The sequence below is a fragment of the Rhodothermus bifroesti genome, assembly GCF_017908595.1.
In the GTDB taxonomy this organism is placed as follows: Bacteria; Bacteroidota; Rhodothermia; order Rhodothermales; family Rhodothermaceae; genus Rhodothermus; species Rhodothermus bifroesti.
Window position 1 is genome coordinate 269,878 of record NZ_JAGKTL010000001.1, and the last position, 19,167, is coordinate 289,044.

Below are 19,167 nucleotides of genomic sequence, written 5' to 3' on the forward strand. Positions count from 1 at the left end.
CACAGCGCATCAGCGGAGCAGGATCACGAATTCTCCACGTGTAGTCATCTCGGCTCCTCCGCTCTCGCTAGCAACTCTCGTAAATCGTAATTCACGCTCGTCACCTCGAAGTCCGGCTCTCGGCGGAAGGGGCGGCGGACATAGTGGACTCGGTGACCGCCCCCCTCCAGGAACTCCACAATGGCCAGAATATAATCATCAGGCTTGTTAAGGGCTGTGAGAACCTCATTGCGGGTTACGGTAATGGTATCGGCTCCAGCTACTCGTCCCTTTACCTCAATAAACCGGAGGCGGCCTGTGCGGGGGTCACGGCTTTCGATGTCGTATCCAAGTCGTTCTTGTTCCCTATCTACCGGCTCATAGCCCAGATTGCGTTCTATCTCCATGACAATAGCCCGTGCACGAGCGGCCGAGGCCTGCGTGTCGGCTGGAACCGAGATGGGAATCGTAGCCTGTCCCTTTATTTTAGCCAGCAGCCCCGCCGGCACCACCACGAATCCGCCCATCACCACGGGCGGAAGCGCCGAGATCTGGGCCTCGAGGTCCAACTGTTCCATGCGCTTCTGAAGCCGGGCAGCCAGGTCGTCGGCCCGACGTCGGGCTTCCTGCCAGTTGAGCCGGGCAGCGGGTTTGCCCGCTTGCTCCTGGAGGCGTAGTTCCTCAGCCCGGTGGTCCCAGTAGGCGATCTCCTTGGTGAGCCGGTCCTTCACTGCCGCCCGGGTCTTCTCGATCCACTCCAGCCGACGCCGCCGGACCTCCTCCAGATGCTCGGGGACGATCCGGTTCACAGCGTACGCCTGCGCCCGGCTCTCCAGGTCCCGCGTGATCCACGCGCACTCGGGCCGGGCCAGGATCTCTTCCGGCGAAGGTTCGCCCTCCCGCAGAGGCCGGTAGTCCAGGTAAGGGGCGTAGCCCGCGTGGCGTGCGTTGCCGTCAGCGTCCAGCTCCACGTACAGGAGCCGGCGCGAGATTACACGGCGTTCGCCCGTGCGCGTGGTGCTCGCGTCCTGGATGGCGTGCTCGAGGTAGAAGACCACCCGCGGCCGCTCGCCCGGGTCTCGGTCGTCCACCAGCACCGTCCCGCAGCGCAGGAGGTCCCGGTAGCGCTCCAGGGTTAGGTCGATGACCGCGTCCAGAAGGGGGTGGCCCGGGCAGACGAAAGCGGCCAGGGGCTGCCCGGGCGGAGCGATGAGGTCCTTCTCAAAGGTGATCCGCTCATAGCGGTGGAGGATAGGCTCGCGGGTCCCGATGAGCCGGTCGCGCTGGCGCACCGCCGCCGGCACATGGGTCACCTCGTATCGTCGAGGCTCCCGCTGGCGCACGGTACCACCCAACTGCCGGAACGCTTCAAGGAAGAACGACTCGATGTAGTGCGGCTGGAGCCGGCGGGCCTCGGCCCGTTCCATATCCTCCCGGATGCGACGCAGCCGCTCAGCGTCGATGATCTCGTGCGCCAGAGCGCGCTCCTCGACCAGGTTCTGCACGTGGGCCAAATCCAGCGCCTCGCCGATGGCGCGGTCGAGCCTCGCCTTGACCTCGGGTTGCTCGCCATGTCGGATGGCCTCGATGAGGAGATCACGGAGCGGCCGCCCCTCGAACTGTAGCTTCCCCAAAACGTCAAAAACTTTACCCCCGAGGGCTTTGCGTGCCTCCTCCAACTTCCGTAGCAACGTGTGGTAGACGTCACCCTCCCGCGTCTCGATGGCCACGAGGTTCCACATGTGGCAGGGCTCGGTCTGCCCGATGCGGTGGATCCGGCCGAATCGCTGCTCGAGACGGTTGGGGTTCCAGGGCAGGTCGTAGTTCACCATCAGGTGGGCCCGCTGGAGGTTGATGCCCTCGCCGGCGGCGTCCGTGGCCACCAGGACCTGCACCTCGGGATCGTGCAGGAACGCCTCCTGCGCCTTCGCGCGCTCTTCGCGACCCATGCCGCCGTGGATCGACACGACAGCCCGTGGCCGGCCGAGCAGGGTGGAGATGCGCTCCACCAGGTAGCGGAGGGTATCCCGGTGCTCAGTGAAGATCACCAGCTTCTGGCGGGACGAGGCCACCGGCTTCGGGGGGTCCGCTCCGTCGGCCTGCGCTTCCTTCGCGATGCGCTCTGCGATAGCCGTCGGAGTGAAGAGTTCGCCGAGGAGGTTCGCAAGCTCCCGCCACTTCCGGTCCTCGCCGCTCTGCCGTACGCGCTGTGCCAGGTCCTCTAGCTGCCTGAGGGTGGCGATCTCCGCCCGCAGCTCCTCGATGGTACGGGCTGCGGTGGCCTGGTCGAGGACCTCTTCTTCTTTCTCGGCAACCTCGGTGTCTGGAGCGTCCTCGAGGTCCTCAAGGTCCTCTAGGTCTACCGCAGGGCCAAGGTTCGCTGGTACGGCCACTCTCCCACCGCGCTGGAGCACTTCCACTTCACGTAATCGGCTCTCCAAGCGCTCCCGCCGGCGCCGGAGAGACTGATAAATCGCCTCTGGCGAGGAAGCCAGACGGCGCTGCAGGATGGTCAGGGCGAATCCGACAGTGCCCGCGCGCTTTTCGTCCCCCAGAGCGTCGGCGCGGTTGAACTCCTCCCGCACGTACTCCGTGACTTCTTTGTACAGGCACGCCTCCAGGTCCGATAGACGATAAGGGACAGTATGGGCGAACCGCTCCGGGAAGAGGGGCGAGCCGTCGAACTTGACCAGCTTCTCCTTGACCACCCTTCGCATGAGGTCCGAGACGTCCACCTGGTGCACGCCGTCCCGGAAGCGGCCCTCGAACCGGTCACCGTCCAGCAGAGCCAGGAAAAGCTGAAAGTCCTCCTCCTTGCCGTTATGAGGTGTCGCTGTAAGCAAAAGGAGGTGCCGGGTAAGGCCGGAAAGAAGTTGGCCAAGTTTGTAGCGCTTGGTGTACTTTACCTCTCCCCCAAAGAACGTGGCGGACATTTTGTGGGCTTCGTCTACCACTACCAGATCCCACCGGCACTCCGGAGCCGCCAGCTTCGCCTGCACCGATTCGTTTCGAGCGGCCTTGTCCAGACGTATGATCACCAGGTCGTTTTCCAGGAACCAGTTGCCGGTCCGCGCAGCTTCCAGCTTGTCGTTGGTGGCGATCTCGAAGGGGAGCTGGAAACGCCGGTACAGCTCGTCCTGCCACTGCTCCACCAGACTCCCGGGGCACACCACCAAGCACCGCTGCACGTCGCCCCGGACCAGGAGCTCCTTGATGAGCAGCCCAGCCATGATGGTCTTGCCCGCTCCAGGGTCGTCCGCCAGCAAAAAGCGTAGCGGCTGGCGCGGAAGCATGCTCTCGTAGACCGCAGTGATTTGGTGAGGGAGGGGTTCCAAAAGCGACGTGTGCACCGCGAGCAGAGGATCGAACAGGTAGGCTAGCCGGATGCGTTGAGCCTCGGACACCAGACGGAATAGCGCCCCGTCCCCATCGAAACCCCAAGGCCGGCCGTACTCCACAAGTTCTAAGCGGGGTTCATCGTCCCGGTAAAGCAAAATGTTTCCCACGCGCCCGCCAGGGTCCTTGTAGGTGAGCTCCAGGGCATCGGTGCCGAACCACTGGACGTGCACCACCGTCACGGCGCGGTCCGGAAGGATGCCCCGCACAATGGCCTGGGGTCTAAGATCCTCGAGCTTCATTGTTATACCGTGACACCTGAAGCCTTGGGTTGGTCCTACCAGGTCCTAAAGTACACCATTGATCCTTTTTGAACACCCCGCACAAACAGGCACATCTTCCATCCCGCATGGGCGGTTATTGGCCCCTCCCCAAATAACACTCTCTGGTGAGACTTTCGTAAAGCCCCAGAGCACGCAGTTCCTAAAAGACGCCATGACTTAAAAGGTCAGGGAAAAGCATCCGCTCTCCAAGGAGATAGCTTTCGTACGTAAGCTTCATTATTGGCTTAGGAATTACGCTTTCACGGGCGGACTGCTACCAGGAGCAGCCCTTAGCGCCCTTGGTGCTTACCTAAAAAGACGCCCGGCCCGTGCACACGGGCCGGGCGCTACGTCCCAGTCCAAGGGGAACCTGCATCAACCGCAGCCGCTCGAATTGCCGCAGTTCGGGCAAACGTAGCAGGCGCCTGAGCGCACCGTGATTGAACCGCAGTTCGAGCAGGCTGGCGCATCTTCCTGATGCTCAAAAACCCTAGCTTGCGGGGTTGTTTTTGTGCTACCCGAAGCTGCCTGCCCCTGAAGTCCTAAGAAGGCTTCAATGGTGGGCCCCACAAGCGGCGTAATCGGCCCTGTAGGCTGCGTCTCGAAACTCAGCTCCAGTTGCCGTTCGTCACGAGCCGGACCGCTGCGTTTAACTTCGGCCGCTACACCTTCGCCAGGCGTCTCGCTTTTTTCTTCCTGCGGGCGCCCCAAGAATTTGAGCGAAAGGTAGCGGAAAATGTAGTCCATAATGGACTTGGCAATCGGGATTTGCGGGTTGTTCGTAAAGCCGGAAGGCTCAAAGCGCATGTGACTGAACTTGTTGCACAAGTCCTCCAACGGCACGCCGTACTGCAGGGCAATAGAGATGGCTGTGGCAAAGGCGTCCATTAGTCCAGAAATCGTCGACCCTTGCTTAGCCATGGTGATAAAGATCTCGCCCGGCATGGCGGTGTCTGGATAAAGCCCAATGTGCAGGTAGCCTTCGTGACCCGCTACCGAGAACTTGTGCGTCAGCGAAGGCCGCTCATCGGGCAGCCGCTTGCGCACAGGCTTGTAGATCACTTTCTCGATGACCTGCGGCTCGCTTGCAGCCACGCCGTCCCCACTGGACTCGGCCTTTTTGTCTTCCTTGCGCGTGGAAAGCGGCTGGCTGCGCTTGGAATTTTCGCGGTAAATGGCCAGCGCCTTAAGCCCCAGTTTCCAGCCTTGAATGTAGGCATCCATAATTTCTTCGACGGTCACGTGCTCAGGCATATTGACCGTCTTGGAAATGGCGCCGCTGATAAAAGGCTGGCAAGCTGCCATCATCTTGATGTGACCCATGTAGTGAATAAAACGCTGGCCTTTGTAGGGCTTAAAGGCACAGTCAAAAACCGACAGGTGTGCTTCCTGAAGATGGGGTGCGCCTTCGATCGTGTCGTTTTCCTCAATATAGGCCAAGATATCTCGGATCTGCTCTTCCGTGTACCCAAGGCGGCGCAGTGCAATTGGGACCGTATTGTTGACGATCTTGAGCATGCCGTCGCCTTTACCGGCCAGCAGCTTGTATTTCACCAGAGCAATGTCTGGTTCAATGCCCGTGGTGTCGCAATCCATCATAAAGCTGATGGTACCGGTCGGGGCCAGCACCGTTGCCTGGGCATTGCGGTAGCCGTAGCGTTCGCCCAGGGCCACCATGCGGGCCATGCTTTCACGCGCTGCTGCTTTCAGGTAAGCTGGACAGCTGGGGTGGATCTCTTCAACGGCTGCTTGGTGCATGCGCATCACTTCGAGCATGCAGTCCCGGTTTTGCTCGAAGGCCGCAAACGGCCCAATGCGTTCGATAGCCGCGATTTCCGCACTGCGGGCATAGGCCTCGGCATGCATGATGGCCGTAATGGCACCGGCCACAGCCCGCCCCTCGTCGCTATCATAGGGCAATCCCATGGCCATCAACATCGCCCCTAGGTTAGCAAAGCCCAAGCCGAGCGGCCGGTAGTCGTGGCTGTTTTGGGCGATCTTTTCCGAGGGATAGCCCGCATTGTCCACCAGGATCTCCATGGCTGTGATGAAGATCCGTACGGCTGCCCGGAAGCGCTCGACGTCGAACGACCCGTCTTCGCGCTGGAATTTGCGCAGGTTCAGCGAGGCCAGGTTGCAGGCGGAGTTGTCGAGAAACATGTATTCGGAGCAAGGATTGCTCGAATTGATCGGCCCGCTATTTTTGCAAGTGTGCCACTTTTGAATCGTGTCCTCATACTGCAAGCCTGGGTCGCCGCAAATCCACGTGCCTTCGGCCACCTTGTAGAGCAGTTCGTAGGCATCAATTTCTTCGACCACTTGCCCGGTGGTGACGGCGCGCAACGGATACTTTTTGCGGGCCAGCACCGCCTCCATGAACTCGTCCGTCACACGCACCGACTGGTTCACATTCTGAAAAGCAACCGAGTTGTACGCCTCCCCATTAAAAGAACCATCATAGCCCTGCTCAATGAGCGCCCAGGCCTTTTTTTCTTCCTTGGCCTTGGCGGTCACAAATTCCATGATATCGGGATGCCAGACCTTGAGCGTTTGCATGATGGCCGCTCGGCGCGTTTTACCTCCCGACTTAATCGTAGCGCCTGTGGCATCCTGCACCCGCATAAACGAGACCGGACCCGAGGGCTGCCCCCCTCCGGAGAGTTTTTCTTTGGTAGAACGCAACTTGGACCAGTCGGCACCCACGCCTGAGCCAAACTTAAACAGGCGGGCGCTTTCGGCCATCAGCTGCCAAATATCGTCGATGGAGTCTTCAACCGAAATAATGAAACAGGCAGAAGCTTGCGGCCGCTCATACGGATCAACCGGCAGTGCGCGCTGCGCCTTAAAATCCCATCCCCAAATGGTCTTTCCCCCCGTATCCCGCACGCCATACAGATGGTAAAGCCCAACGTTGAACCAAACCGGAGAGTTAAATGCCCCGTACTGGTGCAGACAAAGCCACGTCAGCTCATCGTAGAAACGCTCGGCATCTTCCGGCGAGGCAAAATAGCCCTGATCCCTACCCCAGTCGGTGATCGTACGCGTTACGCGATGAATGAGCTGCTTTAGGCTGTACTCGCGCTTACCTTCACGCGGATCGCCATTACCTACAGCCAGATCTCCGTAAAAATATTTGGACGCCACCACGTTGGTGGCCAGTTGGCTCCACGTTGATGGAAACTCGACGTCCTTTTGCTCAAAAACCGCTTCACCTTTGCTGTTGTAAATGGCCGCAGTTCGGCGCTCCCAGACAACCGAGTCGAAAGGATGCTGCCCTTCGGTAGAAAAAACACGTGCAATACGCAACCCCTGACGCAGCGTCGAAGCTTCTGGCAATAGACGGGGAGACTTTGCCATAACAACCTCCAAATATGGTTAGGGTAGGTTTGCTCTGTAATCGCACACGCCTTGCAGTAGAAGCAGTCTTTTGTAATAACGGATATAGAAACCTTGCTTGGGTAAGACTGCTTCCCAGACCGGGCTTTTCTAATAAAGACCCTTGCTGCCGTTAATTCAAGCAGAAGTTAATCACAATTTATCCACACAACTCCACCAAAAAACAAGAATAACAGCAGTTTTGACACAAAAGCATTTCTAACCTTTATAAATATGTTTAATTTCCGTTATGCATCAAAACAGGTCTAAGAAATCCACTTATCCACAGCGTTGGATGTTTGGCTTTTTAGGATCTGTATAACGGAAATCAAGATAAGAAAACCCCGGCAACGGATGCCGGGGCGCATTTCCGGCTGAGCGGGCAGCCGGGCTCAAAAGGAGCCTTATACTTTAAAACTCCTCCTCTTCATCATCCTCAAAGTCCTCAAACTCATCATCGAAGTCTTCTTCGAAATCCTCGAAGTCCTCATCGTCAAAGTCTTCTTCAAAGTCTTCGAAGTCTTCTTCATCAAAATCTTCTTCGAAATCTTCGAAGTCTTCCTCGTCAAAGTCTTCTTCTTCAAAGTCGTCAAAATCCTCTTCCTCTTCATTGTAAGCCCACGCCCCTGGGACCAAAGGTAAGGTGTCTTCCAAAGTGAAGGTACGCATAGTAGATAAATGCACAGGTTTGGTGAATCTTGGCTCCTGGCCGGGCTGCCCGGCCCTCCATGGGCAAAAATACGACAAATCAGGGAATACACGACAGGCTTAGCCTCTTAGGATTATGAAAAATTCCCGTTCATGCAGCTACTTGCAATAGGTTTCTTCGGTAGGGGCTTCGGTCAGGGGTTCAAGCTGTTGCCACAGATCGCCTACCGTTAGGGCACGTGCCGGCGCTACAGGAAGTCCAGCGGCTCGCAATGCCCGTGCAACCCAGTGATTGCAATTATTGAACAGGTGATAGCGTCCGCGTGCTGCGTAGAAAAAGCTTTCGCGGCCGTAGAGGCCGGGCTGCAACCGCTGCACTTGGCCTGTCTGGTCTCGCGCGAAATAGTTCGCCACGTAAGCCACCAAACGGCGAAACGCTTCAGCATCCAAGTCGAGCTGCCGTACCGACTCGCGGAAAAGCTGCACCGGCGCGTCGTCAAACCCAGCCACATGGAGCACCGCGCGCGAAGGCCACAGGGCAGCCCGCAGTGCATCCCCAACACCAGGGTTAGGATCGGGATAGTAACCGGCCTCTCCCCAACCTACTTCCAAAAAACGGCGTTCCGGGCAGAAAACCTCCCGGGGCCAAAGGGTATCCCACAGATCCTTCTGGCAAAAGGCTATGCCCGCATGCCAGCCGTGATGCACCAGGTAAACCCGATAGCGAGGCTGCGCCTGCACCGACAAATCGATGAGCAGGCCCAAAAGAAATCCCCCAAGGAACGTGAAAAGATGCATGGCTTCAGGGAACCCTGCCTGAGATTTAGGGTGTGCAGCGGTTGCTGTCTTGTCCGCGCAAGTTTAAGCGAGGTTCCACCATGCCGCTGCTAAATCGTTACAGCCGCACCATCACGCAGCCTAAATCGCAAGGCGCCTCACAGGCCATGCTTCTGGCCACGGGCCTAAAAGAAGAAGACCTGAACAAGCCACAGATCGGCATTGCTTCGGTTTGGTTTGAGGGCAATCCTTGTAACATGCACCTGCTGGAGCTGGCAGCTGAAGTGAAGGCCGGTGTTCAGCAGGCTGGGATGGTAGGCTTTCGGTTCAATACCATTGGCGTTTCTGATGGCATCTCGATGGGCACGGACGGGATGTCCTACAGCTTGCCTTCACGAGATCTGATTGCCGATTCGATCGAGACGGTCATGCGGGCGCAATGGTACGACGGTCTTATTGCGCTGCCCGGATGCGACAAGAATATGCCGGGTTGCGTTATCGCTATGGGCCGTCTAAATCGCCCCGCCCTCATGATCTACGGGGGCACGATCCGTCCAGGTTGTCTGAACGGCCAGAAGCTCGATGTCGTAAGTGCCTTTCAAAGCTATGGCGAATACTTAGCGGGCAAAATTACCGATGAGCAGCGCCGTGCTATCATTCGGCATGCTTGCCCAGGTCCTGGCGCCTGCGGTGGCATGTACACGGCCAACACCATGGCAGCTGCCATTGAAGCCATGGGGCTATCGCTCCCTTTTAGTTCTAGTCTTCCAGCCGAAGACCCACGCAAGCGCGAAGAATGCCGACGGGCAGGGATCGTCATGCGTCAGCTGCTGGAGCAAGACCTTAAGCCCCGCGACATTGTCAGCCGCGCCTCGCTTGAAAACGCCATCGCCGTTGTGATGGCCTTGGGGGGGTCAACCAATGCGGTACTGCACCTGCTGGCCATCGCGCATGCCTTTGACTTGCCCCTCAGCCTGGACGACTTTCAGCGCCTGGCGCAGCGCGTACCGCTCTTGGCCGACTTGAAGCCAAGTGGTCGCTACGTTATGGAAGACCTGTGCCGCATTGGGGGCGTGCCCGCGGTGATGAAGCTTTTGCTGGCCCATGGTGTGCTTCACGGCGATGCGCTTACGGTGACGGGCAAAACCGTTGCCGAAAACCTGGCCGAAGTGCCTGCCTTACCTGAGGACCAGGACATCATCCGTCCTTGGAACAACCCCATCAAACCTACCGGCCACATCTACATCTTGTACGGCAACCTGGCCCCTGGCGGCTGCGTGGCCAAGATCACAGGCAAAGAAGGCTTGCGCTTCAGCGGCCCAGCCCGCGTGTTCGACTCCGAGGAGGACATGCTGGCCGGCTTGGAAGCAGGCCGCATTCAGCGCGGCGATGTGATCGTGATTCGCTACGAAGGGCCTAAAGGGGGCCCCGGCATGCCTGAAATGCTTACACCTACCTCCGCCCTCATGGGTGCAGGCTTAGGCCAGGATGTAGCACTGATTACCGACGGTCGTTTCAGCGGTGGTAGCCATGGCTTCATTATTGGCCATGTCGTGCCTGAAGCCCAGGAAGGCGGCCCGATCGCGCTCATCCGGGATGGCGATCGCATCACGATCGATGCCGAAGCCGGGACGATTCAGGTAGCCCTTTCCGACGAAGAGCTGGCGCAGCGCCGGGCTGCCTGGACCCCCCCACCGCTGAAGGTTTCACGCGGCGTACTTTACCGCTACATTCAAACCGTGCAGGACGCTTCCCACGGCTGCATTACTGACGCGCCCCTGAGCGAAACGGTAACCCTGGGATCAACGCCTGCCTGAAACGGTATCTAGCGGTGAGGGCTTTACGGCGGGAACGCCTATGTCGGACTTGTTCCAGGAGGCAGCCGAGCGCCTGCTGCAGGCACAGGCGCCCTTGGCCGAACGCATGCGGCCACGCACACTCGACGAATTCGTCGGACAAGAACACATCTTAGGGCCTGGCAAGCTGCTGCGCCGCGCCATCGAAGCCGACCGCCTCTCGTCGCTGATCTTTTATGGTCCGCCAGGAACAGGTAAAACCACGCTGGCCCAAATCATTGCACGCAGCAGCCGAGCGCATTTTACTGCCCTCAACGCCGTGCTTGCCGGCGTCAAGGACATCCGCGATGCCATTGAAGCCGCTCAAGAACGCCTGCGGCTGCATCAGCGGCGTACCATCCTGTTTATCGACGAAGTCCACCGCTTCAACAAAGCCCAGCAGGACGCCTTACTCCCTCATGTCGAAAACGGCACGGTCATCTTCATTGGTGCTACTACGGAAAACCCCTATTTTGAGGTGATCAAACCGCTGGTCAGCCGATCTCGCGTTTTTGAGCTTAAGCCGCTCACGCCAGAACACTTGCGACGCATTGCCCAGCAAGCGCTCACCGATCCCACGCGTGGCTACGGCCGCCGCAACGTTGTCGTCGATCCCGAAGCCCTGGAGCATCTCATCGATGTGGCCAGTGGCGACGCCCGTTCGCTGCTGAATGCCCTGGAGCTAGCTGTCGAAACAACACCGCCCGATGCCGAAGGCCGCATTCACATTACGCTGCCTGTTGCTGAAGATTCCATTCAGCGTCGGGCCGTGCTTTACGACAAAGAAGGGGATGCGCACTTCGACACCATCAGCGCCTTTATCAAAAGCCTGCGGGGGTCTGATCCGGATGCTGCCCTCTACTGGCTTGCCCGGATGATCTATGCGGGAGAAGACCCGCGCTTTATCTTGCGTCGCATGCTGATCTTTGCAGCCGAGGACGTTGGACTGGCCGATCCGCAGGCCTTACAAGTGGCCGCAGCCGCCGCGCAGGGGTTTGAGTATGTAGGCATGCCCGAAGGGCAGTTCCTTTTGTCCGAATGCTGCCTGTACCTGGCCACGGCACCCAAAAGCAACACGACAATGGCCTATTTTGACGCGCTAGCCTACGTGGAGCGCGAGCAAAGCGGCGAAGTACCTATCCATCTGAAAGACGCCCATCGTGACCAACAAGGCCTTGGTCACGGCCAAGGCTACAAATATCCGCATGCCTATCGCGAACACTACGTTGCCCAGCAGTACCTGCCTGATCACATGCAGGGCACCTATTTTTACGAGCCGTCAAATCAGGGTTACGAACGCCTAATCGCCGAACGTTTAGCTGCCTGGCGACAACGCGACCTGGCCGAAAACCTGCCCAAACGCCTCAAACGCTACCGGCCAGATACCCATAAGCCATAAGTTTTTGTACTTTTACCTCTCTCTACGGATTGGGCCAAGGCGACCACATGGACGCACTGCTGACGGCCGAACACGAAGCACTGCTTGAAAGCGAGCGCAACTTGCTTGTCCGGCTCCATGGTCTGCTGGCCCGTACCGGGGCCGAGCCGACCCTGCGCGAGCGCCTTTCTGAAGTGATCGAGGCGCTTGAGGCCCCCTTTGTCGTGGTGGTCGTCGGCGAGTTCAACGCGGGCAAATCGAGCGTGCTCAACGCGCTTGTTGGCGAAAAGCTGCTCGAAGAAGGACCTATCCCTACCACAGCACGCATTACGCTGCTGCGTCATGGAACGGTGCAGCTAGAACGCCCCCGCTCAGCATACCTTGTGGAGCGCTACCATCCCTTGCCTAGGTTGCGTCACCTGGTACTTGTCGATACGCCCGGGACCAATTCTATCCTTCGCCGCCACCAGGAGCTGACCGAGCGGTTTATTCCCCGGGCTGATCTGGTGCTTTTTGTGACCTCGTTCGATCGCCCATTAGCCGAAAGCGAACGCCAGTTTCTTGCCTACATCCGCGACGTCTGGGCTAAACGTCTGGTATTTGTACTGAACAAAGCCGACCTGGCCCGATCCGAAGCCGACCTTACGCAAGTGCTCGAACATATCCGCGCAGCCTGTCGTGAACTCCTGGGCTTTGAGCCAGAGATCTTCCCCATCAGTGCTATACAGGCTTTCGAAGCACGTACGAGCCAAAACCCAACGCAACGCCAGCAGTGCTGGCAAGCCAGTCGCTTCGAAGCTTTCGAGCACTTCTTGGTAGCACGCCTAGCTGGCCCTGAACGCCTTCGGCTTAAGTTCTCCACACCACTCGACATAGCTGAACGGCTGATCACGCGCCTGCGTATCCATCTGGCTAAGCGACGCACTTTAGTGAAGCAAGATCAGCAAAACCTGAATCGCCTAGAAGCGCAGCTCCAAGCCGCCTATCAGGAGCTTCTCAGCACGGTGCGTCCCTATTTGGCGGAAATCGATAATCAGCTCCTTAAGGTTGAACGCCGGGGCTTGAAGTTTTTGCAGGAGGTGATTCGGATTGGCCGGCTGAGCCTGCTGCGCGATCGGGATCGCTTTAAAGAAGCATTTGCCCATCAGGTGGTGTGCGACTTAGACCAGCGTCTGGAAGCCACCCTTGCTGAAGCGGTCGATCGCTTGCTGACGCAGGGACTCCAGCGCTGGCAACTGAGCTTTCATGAGTTCACCCAACGCGTTGAACAAGTCGTCCGCCGACGCCCTCCCCGTGTGCAGGCAGCACTGCTGCACGACCGCCGGAGACTCTTCGAGTCGGTCGTAGCGCAGGCCGCACGCCAGCTGAGTACCTACGACCTGCGCGAAGAATCCCGTCGCATTTTAGAAAATGCGCGCGATGCCGCAGCACTTTTCCTGCACGCGGAAGCCTTAGCCGGACTGGGCGCGCTGATCACCATGCTCATTACCGCCGCTGGGCTCGACGTGACCGGAGGCTTTGCGGCAGCTGGGGTACTGGCTCTATTTGGCCTTGTCGTACTTCCGCTCCAAAAGCGGCGCGCCTTGCAGGAATTCCGCAAGCGGATTACGCTGCTGCGGACCTCGCTACACACAGCCCTAACGCAACAGCTCGAATATGAGGTAGACCACCTGCTCGAACGCCTAGCCGCGACGCTCAACCCTTACCGGGAATTTGTCGCGCGCGAACACCGCCTGATCAGTGAAACCACCGAAGAACTGCGGATGCTAAGCCGCGAATGCCAACGCTTGCGCGCAGCTGTCGCAAAGGCCGTGCCCGTTGGCTAACGTCGCTGCTCACGGCTGTCAACCGTGCAGGTGGTCCGGATGCCTCCACGTACGTTGTAGACGGTAGTGACTTTCAAATACTCGGGGTCTTCAAGATGGCGCATGACGTCTTGATAGACCATAGCGGTCACGTCTTCCTGCGTCACCCCAATATGCCGCCAAGAAATGAGGTAGTACTTTAAACTCTTAAGCTCCAGAATCCAACTTCCGGGAACGTACTCAATCCGGAGCACGCCATAGTCTGGCAACCCCGAAAACGGACAGACGGCAGAAAACTCGCCTGGCTCGGTTTCATACACAACCACTTGCCGTACAGCGTGCTCGTAGGGCAGGCGGTCTATGTGCTGCTGCCGCGCTGCGGGTGGCAAGAAAGGCTGAATGTGCCCCTCAGGCCGAATACCGTAGCGCGCCATATAGGCCAGCGCTTGTTCCGTATGCAGGAGCGCTTCTTCCCGAAGCGCTGCAAGCTTTTCAGCCCATGCCTGTCGCTCTGGTTCGGTCATCGCCATGTTTTTGTTTTTTTGCAGCAAAACGCACTGCTGCAAGGATGGTTCAACGTTTGTCGGATCCTACGACACCCCAACGCCACTCGGGCGTTTCATGAAACGTAACCACTAGAAATTTTTTCATCTTATGAAAATTGCCAAACAGTTTCGGTTTGAGGCGGCGCACCGGCTACCCTGGCATCAAGGTGCCTGTCGCCACTTGCATGGCCATTCCTACCGCCTCGTCGTTGGGCTTGAAGGCACGCCTAACGCTCGGGGGATCTTGGTAGATTTTCAGGACCTCAAGCGTTTGCTTAAGCCTCTGCTGGATCGGTGGGACCATGCCACTTTAGTGGCTGCCAGCGATACTGCCCTGCAGGAAGCCCTAGATGCCCTGGGTTCTCGCTACGTGGTGCTCCCCTTCGATTCGACCGCAGAGAACCTATGCACCTATATAGCCGACTACCTTATGCACGAAGCAGGCGACTGGCTGCGTGCCCAAGGCGTACGGCGCTTGTGGGTGCGCTTGGCTGAGACCGAAACCTCGTTTGCTGAACTGGAACGTGCGCTGCTGCCCGATGTCCACCCCGAATCTGCTCCCCACGCTTAAGCCCACCACACACGGCGAAACAGCCTTGGTGCTTTTTTCCGGTGGGCAGGACTCTACCACCTGCCTTTACTGGGCACGGCACTACTTCCCAAAGGTGGAAGCCATCGGCTTCCACTACGGCCAAAAGCACGCGGTTGAGTTGGAGCAAGCCCGTAAAATCGCACGCCACGCTGGCGTACCCTTTACCGTGCTGGACCTGCGCGGTCTCCTTAGCGGAAGTGCACTCCTTGAAGCTAACCAAGAGGTATCGGCTGCCCATCCCCTGGCGCCTCACCTGCCAGCCTCGTTTGTACCTGGCCGCAACGCGTTATTTCTAACGTTGGCGGCCAGTTACGGCTTTACGCGTGGAATTCACGACTTAGTCGGCGGCATGTGCCAGACCGACTATTCGGGCTACCCAGACTGCCGCCGTGCTTTTATCGATGCTATGGAGCAAGCCCTTTCGCTGGCACTGGATGTAACCATCCGCATCCACACGCCCTTGATGCACCTAACCAAAGCAGAAACCTGGCGACTGGCGCGTGAACTAGGCATTCTGGAGGTGATTGTTGAACTCACGCATACCGACTACAATGGCGACCGCTCCGAACGCCACGAATGGGGCTACGGCCGCCTCGACAACCCCGCCTCGATCCTCCGCGCTCGCGGCTACGAAGAAGCCAAAGCCCGCGGATGGCTCGACTAATCCCGTGCGCACCTACCGGATCAAGGCCATCTGGAAAACCCTGCAGGGCGAAGGCTTTTTCGCTGGAAGGCCAGCTGTCTTTGTGCGTTTTGTAGGATGCAACCTGTGGTCTGGCTACGAACGCGACCGGGAACGCGACGCAAGGCGCACCGGGGCTAACTGCCCACGTTGGTGCGACACAGACTTCCGAAAAGCAGGTAGCCGCGCCTACACGGCCGAGGCGCTCATAGCCGCCCTGCAAGACATTGGGGGCGCCATCCGCTTCTGCGTACTTACCGGTGGCGAGCCCTTGCTGCAGCTCGATGCCTTGCTTGTCTCTGCCCTAAAACAAGCAGGCTACTTTGTGGCCATTGAGACCAACGGGACAATGAGCCTGCGCCAGGCATGCACCGATCCGGTAACCGGCAAGCTCATCGCTCCTGACTGGATCGTGTGTAGCCCGAAATTACCCGAAGAGCAGCTGCGGTTAGAATTTTTCGATGAGTTGAAGCTGATTGTGCCAGACTATCGACCCGAGCAGTATGCCCGCTTTGCGCGACGGGCACGACTGCATCGCTTAGGCGGCCGACCGCTCCCCTTGCTTTGGCTTCAGCCCGAAGATGGCCCTCGGCTGGAAATGGCCAAGCGGTGTGCGGTCGAACTTGCCCTGGCCCATCCTGCCTGGCGCGTTTCGGTCCAAGCACACAAAATCTTGGGGGTGGAATAACCCAACTGGCGACGCGTGCACGGAAGCTATTGTGGCTAAAACAGCTCCAATTGGCGGCCACCTGGGGGCTTAGCACGCGCAGCGTGCACTTTGTGCCGAACGTAGCCTGGCGGCACATCCCTAAGAAATCGGGAGGGACAAGCCGCCTGGAGCTGTCCCCTGTGGTGACGCTTTCGGGCCCAGGTCACAAACAGGCGCTCTTGCGCACGTGTCATCCCCACAAAAAACAGACGTCGCTCTTCGGCCTCTTGGGCTTGATCAACCACGCCGTCGTAGCTGAGCGGCAATAGCCCCTCTTCGCAGCCTACAATGAAAACAACCCGAAATTCTAGCCCTTTAGCTGCATGCAGCGTGAGCAGCGAAACGCCTTCAGCGCGACGATCCCACAGGTCGGCCTCACTGCGCAGCGCCAGTTCGTTTCGGAAAGCCGTCAGGTCATCCCCACACTGGGCAGCCAGCATCCGCAGCATAGGAAGCAGCGCTTCGAGCTCTGGCACAGGCGCTGCTTGGGCTACCCACTGGGCCAGCCGTTCTGTAAGTGTTGCGGCGGCAGGTGCTTCGGCCAACTGCTCAAGCAGCGCCTCAACGGCAGGGTGCTCGATAATAAGCCGGTGCGTCCGCTTCTGGAACGGAATACCGGCCTGAGCTAGCACTTCTTGCAATTCTGCTGCTTGGGCTTCAGTACGGTAAAGCACCGCTATATCCCCAAAAGTATAGGTATGCTCTTGGCCATCTGCCCGAGCGCTGTCGAGGGCATAGAAAGAGGTGCCCCCGATAAGCCTTTCGATCGTCTCGGCTACAAAAATGGCTTCAGCCCGAGGGCTGAAGCATTCCACTACATCAATGGGCTCGCCGCCCGGCTGCAGGGCCACAAGCGCGCGATCTGGCACCAGCGACGCTGGGGCGATCATCTGCTGAGCTGCCTCGAGGATGGTTTGCGTTGAGCGATAGTTTTGCCGGAGCAGCACGCGTCGGGTATTGGGATAATCATGGGTAAAATGCAAGAAAAAGCGCACATCGCTACCCCGAAATCCATAGATAGCCTGATCGGGATCGCCGATGACAAACAGACGGGCATTGGGCTCTGGAGCCAATAGCCGCAGCAATCGGTATTGGCAGGCATCCACATCTTGAAATTCGTCGACCGAAATCCAGCGAAAGCGCTCGCGATAGGCCCTTGCCACTTCGGGATCGGTCTCTAAAAGCTCGAGCGACAGACCAATCAAGTCGTCGTAGTCTACCTGACCCCTTTCCCGGAGTGCCTGGTCGTAGGCTGCGCGCACTGCCAACACGTGCTGGTCGGTTGCCTGTCCGGTGCGTTTCAGCCGCGAAAGATGGGATAAAAGTCGCTGCGCCTGGGTAGGCGAAAAGCCCTGGGCTTCGAGCAGTGCACGCTGCTCGGCTTCGGTAGCTACCCGAAGCGCTCTGGGCAAGCCCAATCGGTCGCCATAGTGCGTTAAGATGTCTAATCCAAGACCATGAAAGGTGGTCACGGTCAGTTTTTCAGCATCAGCGCCGAGCAAGGCCTGGAGGCGCTGGCGCATTTCATCAGCTGCCCGTCGCGTGAACGTAAGCGCTAGGCATTGGGTCGGATCGACACCGCGTTCCCGCACCAGGTACGCCAGCCGGTAGGTCAGCGTGCGCGTTTTACCTGTGCCTGGACCGGCTACTACGAGTACTGGCCCTTCGATGTATTCGGCTGCAGCGCGCTGATCCTCATCTAGCCCAGCCAGCAGGCCACCGTTGCCATTGGTCGGGGTCAGGTGAACAGGCGGAGGCGTTGGCTCAGCCAAGGGGGCAGCTTGGGGCAATACGGGTTCCCGGGGTTGCCTGGGTGCTGCTTGGGGTAAGGGCAGATCAAATAGGAACCCCACAGCCCTGCCTTGCGCCCGTTCAGCATCGGTGAGCAGCCGGATTACGCCATAGGTGCCGTCATATCCTGCTTCGCGGATCACCTCACCTGCCCGCATGCGACGAATAGCCTCGGCCAGCAGCGAACCCGCGTGCCGTGCCAGCTCTTCCAGGGGAAGCTCACGCAACACGCTCAGCTCCGGACCCAGCGCCCCCAGCAGCCGCGCATAGCGTTGCTGCAGGGCCTGCGTGCCCGGCCCTTTGTTTTCGACTTCAGCCAAGATTTCGATCAGGGGAATAAGGCGCTCAAAGGGCATGGGGCGCTCTGGGTGCGCACCTTCAGGGCGATCGGCCAAGGCTTCAACGCGGTGCAGCACCCCTACGGTAATCGGCCGGCCACAGCTCGGGCAGCGTCCACCCAAGCGGCGCGTTTCGGCCGGTTCCAAACGCACTCCACAGGCGCGATGGCCGTCCAGGTGATACTTGCCCTCTTCAGGGAAGAACTCAATGGTGCCCCTATAGCCTTGCCCCGTTTCAAGCGCCCGTTTGATGGCAAAGTAGTCTAGCTCCGTATCAAACAGACAAGCCTCGCGGCCCAGCTTAGCAGGCGAGTGCGCATCGGAGTTGGAAACCAACGTATAGCGGTCTAGTGCCGAAAGCCGCCAGTTCATGGGCGGATCCGACGAAAGACCAGTCTCGAGGGCAAAAATATGGGGCGTCAGGTCGCCGTAGCAGGCCTCGACCGTATCAAAACCCGACTTCGAGCCCAGCACCGAAAACCAAGGGGTCCAGATGTGCGCAGGAATCAGAAAGCAACCTTCACCAGCTTCCAAGGTGATTTCGAGCAGATTGCGGGAATCCAGCCCAAGGATAGGCCGACCATCAGCCTTTAGGTTACCGATGCGGCCCAAAGCTTCGCGAATGCGCTCGGCTTTGTCCAAGTCGGGTGCATAGAGGAGGTGGTGAACCTTGCGTACGCGATCGCCTTTCTTATAAATCGTTGAAACTTCGACCTCGAGCATAAAACGAACGGGAGTGAGGGCTGGCACGCCAGCTTGGCGGCGGACTTCGCGATCCAGTTCATCCCGCAAGCGAAACAGCCCAGGTTCAGCAGGAACGAGTTTTTCCCGAAGCTCAGCCATCCAGGCTGGGTGCGTAAAGTCTCCCGTAGCAACTACCGCAATGCCCTTACGATAAGCCCACAAGGCCAGGTGCTCCAGATCCAGGTCCGGACTGGTTGCTCGGGAGTATTTGGAGTGTACGTGCAGATCAGCCGCAAACAGCATGGCCTAGCGCAGCAAGGTTGTCGGTTGCAGCAAAGTTACGCGAACTTGCAGCGCAAGGCCAGTTGTT

12 protein-coding genes are annotated in these 19,167 nt (G+C 58.7%); 6 read left to right on the forward strand and 6 right to left on the reverse strand.

The window, feature by feature from the left end; translation table 11 throughout:
• Nucleotides 1–44: 44 nt before the first annotated feature.
• The 4 genes from J8E65_RS01020 to J8E65_RS01035 form a co-directional block, all read right to left on the reverse strand.
• Entirely contained in the window at nucleotides 45–3,617 is a 3,573-nt protein-coding gene (locus tag J8E65_RS01020) for a helicase-related protein (RefSeq protein ID WP_210373544.1), read from the reverse strand.
• A 396-nt stretch (nucleotides 3,618–4,013) separates the two neighbouring features.
• The gene (locus J8E65_RS01025; protein WP_210373545.1) at nucleotides 4,014–6,995 is read right to left on the reverse strand and encodes a vitamin B12-dependent ribonucleotide reductase; all 2,982 of its coding nucleotides are present in this window, start codon (nucleotides 6,993–6,995) and stop codon (nucleotides 4,014–4,016) included.
• A gap of 429 nt (nucleotides 6,996–7,424) precedes the next feature.
• Complete coding sequence (locus J8E65_RS01030; protein ID WP_210373546.1) at nucleotides 7,425–7,682, reverse strand: hypothetical protein; 258 nt, start codon at nucleotides 7,680–7,682, stop codon at nucleotides 7,425–7,427.
• Between the two features lie 138 nt (nucleotides 7,683–7,820).
• Nucleotides 7,821–8,459 (reverse strand): DUF2459 domain-containing protein, encoded by a 639-nt coding sequence (locus tag J8E65_RS01035; RefSeq protein ID WP_210373547.1) that lies wholly within the window; start codon nucleotides 8,457–8,459, stop codon nucleotides 7,821–7,823.
• 80 nt (nucleotides 8,460–8,539) lie between these two features.
• Between J8E65_RS01035 and ilvD the strand changes: the two genes are divergently transcribed.
• The 3 genes from ilvD to J8E65_RS01050 are packed head-to-tail and all read left to right on the forward strand — an operon-like array spanning nucleotide 8,540 to nucleotide 13,477.
• Nucleotides 8,540–10,255, forward strand: coding sequence for a dihydroxy-acid dehydratase (ilvD, locus tag J8E65_RS01040; protein ID WP_210373548.1), 1,716 nt, complete (start codon nucleotides 8,540–8,542; stop codon nucleotides 10,253–10,255).
• Nucleotides 10,256–10,295: 40 nt separating this feature from the next.
• On the forward strand, nucleotides 10,296–11,672 hold the full coding sequence (locus J8E65_RS01045; protein WP_210373549.1) for an AAA family ATPase: 1,377 nt from the start codon (nucleotides 10,296–10,298) through the stop codon (nucleotides 11,670–11,672).
• A gap of 47 nt (nucleotides 11,673–11,719) precedes the next feature.
• Entirely contained in the window at nucleotides 11,720–13,477 is a 1,758-nt protein-coding gene (locus tag J8E65_RS01050) for a dynamin family protein (protein WP_210373550.1), read from the forward strand.
• On the opposite strand, the gene queF is transcribed toward J8E65_RS01050, so the two are convergent.
• Nucleotides 13,474–13,986 (reverse strand): preQ(1) synthase, encoded by a 513-nt coding sequence (gene queF, locus J8E65_RS01055; RefSeq protein WP_237181497.1) that lies wholly within the window; start codon nucleotides 13,984–13,986, stop codon nucleotides 13,474–13,476. The genes J8E65_RS01050 and queF overlap by 4 nt on opposite strands.
• Before the next feature lie 124 nt (nucleotides 13,987–14,110).
• Between queF and J8E65_RS01060 the strand changes: the two genes are divergently transcribed.
• The 3 genes from J8E65_RS01060 to J8E65_RS01070 are packed head-to-tail and all read left to right on the forward strand — an operon-like array spanning nucleotide 14,111 to nucleotide 15,963.
• Entirely contained in the window at nucleotides 14,111–14,572 is a 462-nt protein-coding gene (locus tag J8E65_RS01060) for a 6-pyruvoyl trahydropterin synthase family protein (protein ID WP_210373551.1), read from the forward strand.
• Nucleotides 14,541–15,257, forward strand: coding sequence for a 7-cyano-7-deazaguanine synthase QueC (queC, locus tag J8E65_RS01065; protein WP_210373552.1), 717 nt, complete (start codon nucleotides 14,541–14,543; stop codon nucleotides 15,255–15,257). The genes J8E65_RS01060 and queC overlap by 32 nt, the downstream gene beginning before the upstream one ends.
• A gap of 4 nt (nucleotides 15,258–15,261) precedes the next feature.
• Nucleotides 15,262–15,963, forward strand: coding sequence for a 7-carboxy-7-deazaguanine synthase QueE (locus J8E65_RS01070; protein WP_210373553.1), 702 nt, complete (start codon nucleotides 15,262–15,264; stop codon nucleotides 15,961–15,963).
• Between the two features lie 35 nt (nucleotides 15,964–15,998).
• Here J8E65_RS01070 and J8E65_RS01075 read toward each other — a convergent pair whose 3' ends face one another.
• Nucleotides 15,999–19,100: a UvrD-helicase domain-containing protein gene (locus J8E65_RS01075; protein WP_210373554.1), complete on the reverse strand. Its 3,102-nt coding sequence runs from the start codon at nucleotides 19,098–19,100 to the stop codon at nucleotides 15,999–16,001.
• Nucleotides 19,101–19,167: the final 67 nt, after the last annotated feature.